12 protein-coding genes are annotated in these 11,825 nt (G+C 58.2%); 8 read left to right on the top strand and 4 right to left on the bottom strand.

Going from position 1 to position 11,825, the window contains the following annotated elements:
- Positions 1–1,323 (bottom strand): M10 family metallopeptidase (locus BMY54_RS08060; protein WP_139213388.1); only part of this gene is annotated, 1,323 nt, incomplete at its 3' end.
- Between the two features lie 201 nt (positions 1,324–1,524).
- Here BMY54_RS08060 and BMY54_RS08055 point away from each other — a divergent pair.
- Positions 1,525–2,169 carry an MBL fold metallo-hydrolase gene (locus BMY54_RS08055; RefSeq protein WP_093430713.1) on the top strand — a complete coding sequence of 215 codons (645 nt, stop codon included), beginning with the start codon at positions 1,525–1,527 and terminating at the stop codon, positions 2,167–2,169.
- A gap of 117 nt (positions 2,170–2,286) precedes the next feature.
- Positions 2,287–3,024 carry a YiaD family glycine zipper/OmpA-like lipoprotein gene (locus BMY54_RS08050; RefSeq protein WP_093430698.1) on the top strand — a complete coding sequence of 246 codons (738 nt, stop codon included), beginning with the start codon at positions 2,287–2,289 and terminating at the stop codon, positions 3,022–3,024.
- Positions 3,025–3,278: 254 nt separating this feature from the next.
- Here BMY54_RS08050 and BMY54_RS08045 read toward each other — a convergent pair whose 3' ends face one another.
- The gene (locus tag BMY54_RS08045) at positions 3,279–3,713 is read right to left on the bottom strand and encodes a Z-ring associated ZapG family protein (RefSeq protein WP_007917055.1); all 435 of its coding nucleotides are present in this window, start codon (positions 3,711–3,713) and stop codon (positions 3,279–3,281) included.
- A gap of 144 nt (positions 3,714–3,857) precedes the next feature.
- Between BMY54_RS08045 and BMY54_RS08040 the strand changes: the two genes are divergently transcribed.
- The 3 genes from BMY54_RS08040 to zapE all read left to right on the top strand — a co-directional run bounded on the left by BMY54_RS08040 (position 3,858) and on the right by zapE (position 7,052).
- Positions 3,858–4,487, top strand: coding sequence for an alpha/beta hydrolase (locus BMY54_RS08040; RefSeq protein ID WP_093430712.1), 630 nt, complete (start codon positions 3,858–3,860; stop codon positions 4,485–4,487).
- A gap of 24 nt (positions 4,488–4,511) precedes the next feature.
- Positions 4,512–5,867, top strand: coding sequence for a tryptophan--tRNA ligase (locus BMY54_RS08035; protein WP_093430697.1), 1,356 nt, complete (start codon positions 4,512–4,514; stop codon positions 5,865–5,867).
- A 90-nt stretch (positions 5,868–5,957) separates the two neighbouring features.
- Entirely contained in the window at positions 5,958–7,052 is a 1,095-nt protein-coding gene (zapE, locus tag BMY54_RS08030) for a cell division protein ZapE (RefSeq protein ID WP_093430696.1), read from the top strand.
- A 202-nt stretch (positions 7,053–7,254) separates the two neighbouring features.
- Here the strand turns inward: zapE and BMY54_RS08025 are convergent, their stop codons facing one another.
- Positions 7,255–8,151, bottom strand: a complete 897-nt coding sequence (locus BMY54_RS08025) for a GlxA family transcriptional regulator (RefSeq protein WP_175555647.1) — start codon at positions 8,149–8,151, stop codon at positions 7,255–7,257.
- 250 nt (positions 8,152–8,401) lie between these two features.
- Here BMY54_RS08025 and BMY54_RS08020 point away from each other — a divergent pair, with 250 nt between their 5' ends.
- Positions 8,402–9,538, top strand: a complete 1,137-nt coding sequence (locus BMY54_RS08020; protein ID WP_093430695.1) for an acyl-CoA dehydrogenase family protein — start codon at positions 8,402–8,404, stop codon at positions 9,536–9,538.
- A 103-nt stretch (positions 9,539–9,641) separates the two neighbouring features.
- Here BMY54_RS08020 and BMY54_RS08015 read toward each other — a convergent pair whose 3' ends face one another.
- Positions 9,642–10,682: an NADP(H)-dependent aldo-keto reductase gene (locus tag BMY54_RS08015; protein ID WP_093430694.1), complete on the bottom strand. Its 1,041-nt coding sequence runs from the start codon at positions 10,680–10,682 to the stop codon at positions 9,642–9,644.
- Positions 10,683–10,927: 245 nt separating this feature from the next.
- Between BMY54_RS08015 and rplM the strand changes: the two genes are divergently transcribed.
- Together rplM and rpsI are read left to right on the top strand one after the other, a co-directional pair.
- Complete coding sequence (gene rplM / locus BMY54_RS08010) at positions 10,928–11,356, top strand: 50S ribosomal protein L13 (RefSeq protein WP_007917032.1); 429 nt, start codon at positions 10,928–10,930, stop codon at positions 11,354–11,356.
- Between the two features lie 14 nt (positions 11,357–11,370).
- The gene (gene rpsI / locus BMY54_RS08005; protein ID WP_008080273.1) at positions 11,371–11,763 is read left to right on the top strand and encodes a 30S ribosomal protein S9; all 393 of its coding nucleotides are present in this window, start codon (positions 11,371–11,373) and stop codon (positions 11,761–11,763) included.
- Positions 11,764–11,825: the final 62 nt, after the last annotated feature.

Genomic DNA, 11,825 nt, shown 5'->3' with positions numbered 1-11,825 from the left:
ACGTACGGTGTCGATTTCGCCAGCCAGAGTACTGGTTTCGATGATGGTGTCGCCGGCGTTGTCGACGATATAGGTATCGTTACCCAGACCGCCGAGCATGGTGTCAGCGCCAGCCTTACCATCAAGTGTGTTGTTGCCGTCATTGCCGGTCATGCGGTTGTTGAGTTCGTTGCCGGTGGCATTGAGGGCAGAGCCGATGAGCAGAACGTTCTCGACGTTGCTCCCCAGGGTGTAGTCGATGGAGGCAAAGACTCGATCGATTTCAGTCAGTGAGGTGCCGGTTTCGACGACGACATCGCCGAGGTTGTCGACGTAATAGGAGTCGTTACCTGCGCCGCCGATCATGGTGTCGGCGCCCAGGCCGCCATTGAGCGTGTTATTCAGCGTGTTACCGGTCAATACGTCGTCGAAGGCAGAACCCGTGGCGTTTTCAATTTTTGCCCCATACGCGATCGCCAGGCCATCATTGATCGCCGTCATATTATTCAGGTCAACGAAAGCCTTGCCGATTTGGCTGTAAGCACCTTCATTGAGATTGATGGACACCGCAGCAAGCTGATTGCTGCCATCGATCGTGTCGTTACCACCGGCATCCCAGATTGTTTCGAAAATCGACTGGTTCGCCGCCCATTTGTAGACGTTGTCACCGGTCTGCCACGCCATATTGGCGCCGTACAGGCTCTGGATCGCAAGGATGTCCAGAACCATCGGCGTGGTCGGCTGATAGGAATAGTTACTGTTGTAACTCATCACTGTGAAGTGCACGTCGTCGAGCGAAGGGTCCAGCAGAGTGTTGTTGGTAGCGCTGGTGTCGAACGGATGCTTGAGGCCCAACGCGTGACCGATTTCATGCACGAACGTCATGAAGTCGTAACTGCCTTTAACGGGATTCGGGTCGTTGGTTGCCTCGCCGACCCAGACATCGCCTCCCGCAGGTAGATTCTCAGGAAAGTAGGCCCAGGCCGCGGTTTTGTCATCCATCAACCGATAGCCGCCAAAGCGCAGGTCGCCAACGTTGGTCAGGGTGTCGCTGGTCAACGTGAAATTGAGGTTGGCAACCGCGCTCCAGGCGCCCAACGCACCGGTTATTGCAGTTTTCTGTGCTGTCGTCAGCTCATACAGAGCGTTGTATTCATTTTTTGGGCTGTAGTCGGTGACGAAGTATGACGTTACCGGCGCCATGAAGCTGTAGCTCAAATTAGTCGCCCCGGATGGATTCCAGCCGGATCCCAGCCAAAACTTACCGGAAATTAGGCTGTCGACGATAGCGCTGCCAGTCAATGAGGCGGGGAAGGCGAAGGAATAAGTCTTGGGCGTTGGCATGCGGAATTTCCTGAGTACTATGCGGCCCTTCCTGAATGCGACCGCTACAAAAAAATGCGATTTTGCACCAGAATTTGTGTACTTGATATCATTAGGCCATTATTTTTTGATTAATGGCGCCAAATATCTGACCTGGCGTTCTTTATCGGCCCTTGCAGTAGAATCCTGAGAAACGTTAATTGCCGTTTGTCGAGGATGTTCATGCCTGCCCCAACTTCTGCGCTGATTCGCGAAACCTTCCCCGTCGGCCCGCTCCAGTGCAACTGCACCATCATCGGCGACCCGATCAGCAAAAAAGCCATCGTCGTCGACCCCGGTGGCAATCCTGACCTGATCATGGCGCGCCTTGATGCGCATGGCCTGAAAGTTGTCAGCATCATTCACACCCACGCGCATCTCGATCACTTCCTCGCTTCCGGGCAGATGAAGGAAAAAACCGGCGCGACCCTGCATTTGCACAAGGAAGACCAGTTCCTTTGGGACAACCTCGAAATGCAGTGCCAGATGTTCGGTGTGCCGTACACACCGGTGCCATCGCCAGATCGCTGGTTGAGTGACGATGAGGAACTGGCCTGCGGTTGCGGTGTTGCCCTGCACACGCCGGGACATACACCCGGTTCCATGAGCTTTTGGTTTTCCGAGGCTAAGCTGTTGATAGCCGGCGACACGTTGTTTCGTCGCGGCGTAGGGCGCACGGATTTATGGGGCGGCGATCAGGCGACCATCGTGCGTTCGATCAAGCAGCGGCTGTACACCTTGGACGAGGACGCGACCGTGATTACCGGACACGGGCCGGATACGCGCCTGGGTGATGAAATGCGCGAAAACCCGTTTGTACGCGCCTGAATATTTTGTCACGAGTGCCCGGCGGAATTTTTGTGCATTGTCATGATCCAACGCCCGCACAAGTCCATTAACCCAGTGGCCGCTGCACCACAGAATGCGAAAAACCAGGAGCTCTCCATGTTCACCACGCGTCGTTTGATTATTGTCGCTACTGCCGTGGCCTTGCTGTCCGGCTGCGCCTCGCCTAACCCGTATGACAATCAGGGCCAGGCCGACGGTGGCTCCCAAGGAATGAGCAAAACCGCCAAATACGGCGGCCTCGGTGCACTCGCCGGCGCACTGGCCGGTGCCGCCATCGGTCACGACAACCGCGGCAAAGGTGCCTTGATCGGTGCGGCGGTGGTGGGTGCGTCCGCCGCCGGTTACGGTTATTACGCCGACCAGCAAGAAAAGAAACTGCGCGCGAGCATGGCCAACACTGGCGTTGAAGTGCAGCGCCAAGGCGATCAGATCAAACTGATCATGCCGGGCAACATCACCTTCGCTACCGATTCGGCGAACATCGCGTCCAGCTTCTACCAGCCGCTGAACAACCTGGCCAACTCGTTGAAAGAATTCAACCAGAACCAGATCGAAATTGTCGGCTACACCGACAGTACCGGCAGCCGCCAGCACAACATGGACCTGTCCCAGCGTCGTGCGCAGAGCGTGGCGACTTACCTGACTTCGCAAGGTGTCAGCGGCGCCAACCTGTCGGCCCGTGGCGCCGGTCCGGATAACCCGATTGCCAGCAACGGTGATGTGAATGGCCGGGCGCAGAACCGTCGGGTTGAAGTCAACCTGAAGGCGATCCCGGGCCAGCAGTATGGTGCTCCGCAGCAACAGCAGCCGGGTACGGTTCAGCAGTATCCGTAAGCGCTTGTCAGAATGAAAAAAATGCCCGGTCCTGTGATCGGGCATTTTTTTGTCTGGCCTGTGCCGGCCCCTTCGCGAGCAAGCTCGCTCCCACAGGGTTAGGTGTGGAACACAACTTTTGTGTACATCATCAATTCCTGTGGGAGCGAGCTTGCTCGCGAAGGGGGCATAACAATCAGGCACAAATCATCGGATACAAAAAAGCCCTCGGATACATCACTGTCCGGGGGCTTTTTGTTTTCAGCGAAGACTGATTACTTCTTCAGACCATAATGCTCATCGAGCATGCCCGGCGAGTTCGGGGTCTTCGGTGCGTAGTCGCGCGGCGGCTCCTGATCGCGCGGTGGCGTCAGGCGTTCGCGTGGCGCGACTGCCGCGTCAGCGTGCAGGGCAGCGATCAGGCGCTGGCGGGTCTGCTCGTCCAGGGCCAGACGATTGGCGCCCTCGGCGAGATGATCCTGCACTTCCTGATAGCTCTGGGTCAGCTTCTTGACCAGCATCGCAGTGCTGTTGAAGTGGGTGACCACCTCGTTTTGATAACTGTCGAAACGCTCCTGGATATCATCCAGTTGACGCTGCGTACGGCTCGGCGCGGCGTTCGGCGCAACGCGCGCGATCAGGAATCCAATGGCGACACCCACAACCAGGGCAAGAGTCGGTAACAACCAAACTAAGAGCGAGTGTTCCACGAGTCCTTCCTCTATAAACGGCTTTGCTTTACGTTAACGGCTCGAACCTGCGCTGTATACCGCGATTCACTCGCAATAGATTGGCACAGACAATTTGCTAGACGAGTCGACCCGATTCGAGGTCACGGAGTTCCTTCCTTGCTGATGCGTGAAACCCCTGTAGTGATTGACGGCCCGGTGGGTCAACTTGAGTCTCTGTACCTGGATAACGAGCAGCCGATCGGCATCGCGCTGATCTGCCATCCGAACCCGGTGCAGGGCGGCACCATGCTCAACAAGGTTGTCTCGACCCTTCAGCGCACCGCGCGCGACGCAGGTCTGATTACCTTGCGCTTCAACTATCGCGGCGTTGGCGCCAGCGAAGGCGCGCACGATATGGGCACCGGTGAAGTCGACGACGCCCAGGCGGCGGCCAAGTGGCTGCGGGAAAAACACCCGAATCTGCCGCTGACCCTGTTCGGTTTCTCCTTCGGCGGATTTGTTGCAGCAAGTCTCGGCGGTCGACTCGAAGCGCAAGGCGTGCAGCTCAAGCACCTGTTCATGGTCGCGCCGGCGGTGATGCGTCTGGGCGAGCAGGATCAACTGCCGCAGCACGGCGAACTCACCGTGATCCAGCCGGAAACCGACGAAGTCATCGACCCGCAACTGGTCTACGCCTGGTCGGAAAAACTCCAGCGCCCCCATGAGCTGCTGAAAGTGGCAGAATGCGGACACTTTTTTCATGGCAAGCTGACCGATCTCAAGGATCTGATCCTGCCGCGTCTCTCGAATTGATTGCAGTCTGACAAGCGATTACCCATGACGAACCGTACCCGTATCCTCACCGGCATCACCACCACCGGCACGCCGCACCTGGGCAACTACGCCGGCGCCATCCGCCCGGCGATCCTCGCCAGCCGCGACAGCAATGCCGATTCGTTCTACTTCCTGGCCGACTACCACGCCCTGATCAAATGCGATGACCCGCTGCGCATCCAGCGCTCGCGTCTGGAAATCGCCGCGACCTGGCTGGCCGGTGGCCTCGATGTCGACCGCGTGACCTTCTACCGCCAGTCCGACATCCCGGAAATCCCTGAGCTGACCTGGCTGCTGACCTGCGTCGCCGCCAAAGGCCTGCTCAACCGCGCGCACGCCTACAAGGCCTCGGTGGACAAGAACGTCGAAACCGGTGAAGACCCGGATGCCGGCATCACCATGGGCCTCTACAGCTATCCGGTGCTGATGGCGGCGGACATCCTGATGTTCAACGCGCACAAGGTGCCGGTCGGTCGTGATCAGATCCAGCACGTTGAAATGGCCCGCGATATCGGCCAGCGTTTCAACCACCTGTTCGGTCAGGGCAAAGAATTCTTCACCATGCCCGAAGCGCTGATCGAAGAGAGCGTGGCGACGTTGCCGGGCCTCGACGGTCGCAAGATGTCGAAGAGCTACGACAACACCATTCCGCTGTTCTCCAGCGCCAAAGAGATGAAGGACGCGATTTCGCGGATCGTCACCGACTCCAAAGCGCCAGGCGAAGCCAAGGATCCGGACAACTCGCACCTGTTCACCCTATTCCAGGCCTTCGCCACACCGGCGCAGGCTGACGAGTTCCGCAGCGAATTGTTGGGCGGTCTGGGTTGGGGCGAGGCGAAGAACCGTCTGTTCCAGTTGCTCGACAACGAACTGGGCGAAGCGCGCGACAAGTATCACCAGTTGATCGAGCGCCCGGCAGATCTGGAAGATATCCTGCAGATCGGCGCCAAGAAAGCCCGTGCCGTGGCAACGCCGTTCCTCAATGAACTGCGTGAAGCGGTGGGCCTGCGTTCCTTCGTCAATCAGGTGCAAGTCGCCGCGACCACCAAGAAGAAAGCTGCGAAAGCCGCGCGTTTCGTCAGCTTCCGTGAAGACGACGGCAGCTTCCGTTTCCGTCTGCTGGCGGCCGATGGCGAGCAATTGCTGCTGTCGCGCAACTTCGCCGACGGCAAAGCCGCAGGCCAGGTGACCAAACAGCTGCAATCCGGCCAGCCGCTGGACGTTCGCAGCGAAGACCTGAGCTTCAGCGTCTGGCTGGAAGGCGAGTGCGTTGGCGACAGCCCGGCATTCGCTGACACTGCTGCGCGAGATGCGGCCATCGAGGCGCTGCGCGCCGCGCTGACCCCGGTTCAGGACTAATCGGCGGCACGGTCCGACCAAGGGCCGATTGCCATTCCCACGGGCCGTCGCTACAGTGACGGCCCGTTTTTGTTGCCTTGCTAACGAATTATGACGCCCCTAGAACGATACCAAGCTGATCTGAAACGCCCGGACTTCTTCCATGATGCCGCGCAGGAAACTGCTGTGCGTCATTTGCAGCGCCTGTACGACGATCTGATCGCCGCCGATCAGAACAAGCCGGGCCTGCTGAGCAAACTGTTTGGCAAAAAGGATCAGACGCCGGTCAAGGGCCTGTACTTCTGGGGCGGCGTAGGTCGCGGCAAAACTTACCTGGTCGACACCTTCTTCGAAGCGCTGCCGTTCAAGGAAAAGACCCGCACTCACTTCCACCGCTTCATGAAGCGTGTGCACGAAGAAATGAAAACCCTCGGCGGCGAGAAAAACCCGCTGACCATCATCGCCAAGCGCTTTGCGACTGAGTCGCGGGTGATCTGCTTCGATGAGTTCTTCGTCTCCGACATCACCGACGCGATGATCCTCGGCACGCTGATGGAAGAATTGTTCAAGAACGGCGTGACCCTGGTCGCGACCTCGAACATCGTTCCGGACGGCCTGTACAAGGACGGTCTGCAACGTGCGCGTTTCCTGCCGGCGATTGCGCTGATCAAGCAGAATACCGAGATCGTCAACGTCGACAGCGGCGTCGACTACCGCCTGCGTCACCTCGAACAAGCCGAGCTGTTCCACTATCCGCTCGACGAAGCTGCTCACGAAAGTCTGCGCAAGAGCTTCAAGGCGCTGACGCCGGAATGCACTGCTGCGGTCGAAAACGATGTGCTGATGATCGAGAACCGCGAAATCCGTGCCCTGCGTACGTGCGACGACGTGGCGTGGTTCGACTTCCGTGAGCTGTGCGACGGCCCGCGTAGCCAGAACGACTACATCGAACTGGGCAAGATCTTCCACGCCGTGCTGCTAAGCGGTGTCGAGCAGATGAGCGTCACCACTGACGACATTGCGCGCCGCTTCATCAACATGGTCGACGAGTTCTACGACCGTAACGTGAAGCTGATCATTTCGGCTGAAGTCGAGTTGAAGGATCTGTACACCGGCGGCCGTTTGAACTTCGAATTCCAGCGTACGCTGAGCCGTCTGCTGGAGATGCAATCGCACGAATTCCTGTCGCGGGCGCACAAGCCTTAAGCAGAATCGCGAAACAAAAAAGGGCCTGCAATTGCAGGCCCTTTTTTTATCTCGAATTCACCGGCCCGCGCACACTGATCGTTCCCACGCTCCGCGTGGGAATGCATACCGTGACGCTCTGCGTCACATTCCGGGGCGGACGCAGAGCGTCCATTGGCAGCATTCCCACGCAGAGCGTGGGAACGATCAACGGGGGGGAGGGTTAGGCGGCTTGTTGGAACTGCTGTCGATACTGATTCGGCGACAGTTCAGTGTGCTGCCGGAACAGTCGCGCAAAGAAGCTCGCATCGTCGTAACCGACCTCATAACTGATGGTCTTGATGCTCTTGCGGCTGCCGGACAGCAAACCTTTCGCGGTTTCGATACGCAGGCGTTGCAGGTAATGCAATGGCTTGTCACCGGTGGCGGTCTGGAAGCGGCGCATGAAGTTACGGATGCTCATGCCGTGCTCGCGGGCCACGTCTTCGAAGCGGAACTTGTCGGCGAAATGCTCTTCGAGCCAGTGCTGGATCTGCAGGATAATCACGTCCTGATGCAGCTTCTGCCCACCGAAACCGATGCGTCCCGGCGCATAGCTGCGCTGCACTTCATAGAGAATGTCGCGGGCCACGGCTTGCGCGACGTTGGCCCCACAGAAACGCTCGATCAAGTAGATGTACAGGTCGCAGGCTGACGTGGTGCCGCCGGCGCAATACAAGTTGTCGGCATCGGTCAGGTGCTTGTCCTGATTGAGATAGACCTTGGGAAAGCGCTCGGCGAATGCATTGAAGAAACGCCAGTAGGTGGTCGCTTCCTTGCCGTTGAGCAGGCCGGCCTCGGCCAGCCAGAACACCCCGGTGGCTTCGCCGCACAACACCGCGCCACGAGCGTGCTGTTCACGCAGCCAGGGCAACACTTGGGGATAACGGCCGCACAGCGTGTCGAAATCGTCCCAGAACGCCGGGAGGATAATGACGTCGGCGTTTTCCAGGCCACCGTCGACCGGCATTACCACGTCACTGAAGCTGTTCACCGGTTTGCCGTCGGGGCTGACCAGGCGTGTTTCAAACGCCGGTGTCAGGCCGTGACCCAGTTGTTTGCCATAACGCAGGCTGGCCAGATGGAAGAAATCCTTGGCTTGCATGAGAGTGGAGGCGAAAACCCGGTCGATTGCCAGGATGCTGACGCGCCGCAAGGGCGTGGAGACTTGCTTGGACATAATTCAACTTTTGTTTTGTTTTTATAAGGGAAAGTGGTCACCAGACGGCTGGATCGTCTTATTTTTTGTCGGATGTGTCCAGTGTCCTGTGTCAGAGGGGAGGCTTAGTCTCTGAAGGCCATCTCCCGCCAACAACAAAGAAAGGTGCCGCATGATCCCCAGAACCTTGTTCAGCTCCGAGCACGAATTGTTTCGCGACAGCGTCCGCACCTTCCTCGAAAAAGAGGCGGTGCCGTTCCATGCGCAATGGGAGAAACAGGGCCATATCGACCGCAAACTGTGGAACAAGGCCGGGGAGGCGGGGATGCTCTGCTCGCACCTGCCGGAAGAATACGGCGGCCTGGGGGCGGACTTTCTCTACAGTGCGGTGGTGATCGAGGAGGTCGGGCGACTGGGCCTGACCGGCATCGGCTTCTCGCTGCATTCGGACATTGTCGCGCCGTACATCCTGCATTACGGCAGCGAGGCGCTGAAGCACAAATACCTGCCGAAACTGGTTTCGGGCGAGATGGTCACGGCCATCGCCATGACCGAGCCGGGGGCGGGTTCCGATCTGCAAGGTGTGAAGACCACCGCTGTGCTGGACGGTGACGACTATGTGATCAACGGTTCGAAAACCTTCATTACCAACGGCTTTCTCGCGGATCTGGTGATCGTGGTGGCCAAGACCGACCCAAAGGCCGGCGCCAAGGGCACCAGCCTGTTTCTGGTGGAAGCGGGTACGCCGGGTTTCGATAAGGGCAAGCGCCTTGAGAAGGTTGGCATGAAGGCGCAGGACACGTCGGAATTGTTTTTCCAGGACGTGCGCGTGCCGAAAGAAAACCTGCTGGGGCAGGCCGGGTCCGGGTTTGCTTATCTGATGCAGGAATTGCCTCAGGAACGTCTGACGGTGGCGATCGGTGGCCTGGCTTCAGCTGAAGCTGCGTTGCAATGGACGCTTGATTACACCCGCGATCGCAAGGCCTTCGGCAAAGCCATTGCCGACTTCCAGAACACCCGCTTCAAGCTGGCCGAGATGGCCACGGAAATTCAGATCGGCCGAGTGTTCGTCGATAAATGTCTGGAGCTGCACCTGCAAGGCAAGCTCGACGTGCCGACGGCGGCGATGGCGAAATACTGGGGCACCGATCTGCAATGCAAGGTGCTCGACGAGTGCGTGCAGTTGCATGGCGGTTACGGCTTCATGTGGGAGTACCCGGTGGCCCGGGCGTGGGCGGATGCGCGGGTGCAGCGGATCTATGCCGGCACCAATGAGATCATGAAGGAGATTATTGCGCGGTCGCTTTGAAGTGCTAGTGACTGTCAGACCGCTATCGCGAGCAGGCTCACTCCTACAGGGGATCACCGTACCTGTGGGAGCGAGCCTGCTCGCGAAGCTTTTTAGTGGTGGATCAAGGTGCAGGGTTCGGATGATCTTTGTGAATCGCCTCGATCCCTTCCAGCACCTCGTCCGATAGCTTCAGATCGAAGCTGGCAATGTTGCTGTCCAGTTGCTCAAGCGTCGTCGCGCCAATGATGTTACTCGTGACGAATGGTTGCTGAGTGACGAACGCCAATGCCATCTGCGCCGGGTCCAGACCGTGCTCCCGGGCCAGCGCGACATAACGGCTGCACGCTGCTTCCGACTGCGCATTGAAATAGCGGCTGAAGCGACTGTAGAGGCTCAGGCGACCTTTCGGCGGACGAGCGCCACCCTCGTATTTACCTGACAGGAAACCAAACGCCAGCGGCGAATAGGCGAGCAGGCCGCACTGTTCGCGGATGGCGATTTCCGCCAGGCCCACTTCAAAACTGCGGTTGAGCAGGTTGTAGGGGTTCTGGATCGACACCGCGCGCGGCCAGCCACGCGCTTCGGCCAAGGCCAGAAAACGCATGGTGCCCCACGGGGTTTCGTTGGACAGGCCGATGTGGCGGATCTTGCCGGCCTTCACTTGCTCGTCGAGTGCTTCGAGAGTGTCTTCGAGCGGGGTCAGGTTGGCTTCGATCTTGTGCTTGTAACCCAGTTGTCCGAAAAAGTTGGTGCTGCGTTCCGGCCAGTGCAATTGATACAGGTCGATGTAATCGGTCTGCAGGCGCTCGAGGCTGGCGTCCACCGCTGCGGTGATGTGCTGGCGGTTATGGCGCAGGTTTTTGTCGCGGATGTAGTCGATGGTGTTGCCGGGGCCGGCGATCTTGCTGGCGAGGATCCAGTCGGCGCGGTCGCCGCGACTTTTGAAGTAATTGCCGATATAGCGCTCGGTGGTGGCGTAGGTTTCGGCTTTCGGCGGCACCGGGTACATCTCGGCGGTGTCGATGAAATTGATCCCGGCTTCTTTGGCCCGTTCAATCTGCGCGAAGGCTTCAACTTCAGTGTTTTGCTCGCCCCAGGTCATGGTGCCGAGGCAGATTGCACTCACGTTCAGGTCGGTACGGCCTAGCTGGCGATAGTCCATCGGGTGCTCCTTGGGCAAAACAATCATAAAAGCAGGTTGAAATATTTTTCGCAATCTGCATAATTGCCGACCTCTTTCTGCAGTGGAAGTGATGCGCCGCCGCCGAAGAATCTTGCCGTTGAACGGACGCGCCGACCCGAGCCCCCGAAAGCGTCTGTATCCGGCTGCCTTTGACTTGTCAAAGTACGCACTATTCAGTAAGATCCGCCGTCTAATTTACAGGGCGGCCCCTGAGGCTATAAAGAATGAAAACTTTTACTGCTAAACCGGAAACAGTAAAGCGCGACTGGTTTGTCGTCGACGCTGCTGGTCAGACCCTGGGTCGTCTGGCCACCGAAATCGCGAGCCGTCTGCGTGGCAAGCACAAGCCTGAGTACACTCCTCACGTTGACACCGGCGACTACATCGTCGTAATCAACGCCGAGCAGATTCGTGTTACCGGTGCTAAAACCACTGACAAAATGTACTACTCCCACTCCGGTTTCCCGGGCGGCATCAAGTCGATCAACTTTGAAAAGCTGATCGCTAAAGCCCCTGAGCGCGTGATCGAGACCGCGGTTAAAGGCATGCTGCCTAAAAACCCACTGGGTCGCGACATGTACCGTAAGCTGAAAGTCTATGCGGGCGCTGCACACCCACATACTGCTCAGCAGCCCCAAGAACTGAAGTTTTAACGGAATAGTACATTATGTCGGCGACTCAAAATTACGGCACTGGCCGTCGCAAGACCGCAACCGCACGCGTTTTCCTGCGTCCGGGTACTGGTAACATCTCCATCAACAACCGTTCGCTGGAAAACTTCTTCGGCCGTGAAACTGCCCGCATGGTAGTTCGCCAGCCGCTGGAGCTGACTGAGACTGTCGAGAAGTTCGACATCTACGTCACCGTGATCGGCGGTGGTGTAAGTGGTCAAGCTGGCGCAATCCGCCACGGCATCACTCGCGCTCTGATGGACTACGACGAAACCCTGCGTGGCGCTCTGCGCAAAGCTGGCTTCGTTACTCGCGACGCCCGTGAAGTTGAACGTAAGAAAGTTGGTCTGCGTAAAGCGCGTAAGCGTCCGCAGTACTCGAAGCGTTAATTCCGCTTCCGCGTTCAAAAAGAACGCCCGCCTCCTCACGGAAGCGGGCGTTTTTTTATGCC

Source organism: Pseudomonas sp. ok266, from assembly GCF_900110195.1.
Taxonomy (GTDB): Bacteria; Pseudomonadota; Gammaproteobacteria; order Pseudomonadales; family Pseudomonadaceae; genus Aquipseudomonas; species Aquipseudomonas neuropathica.
Note: the sequence above shows the minus strand (reverse complement) of the source record. Positions and strands in the feature narration are given on the sequence as shown.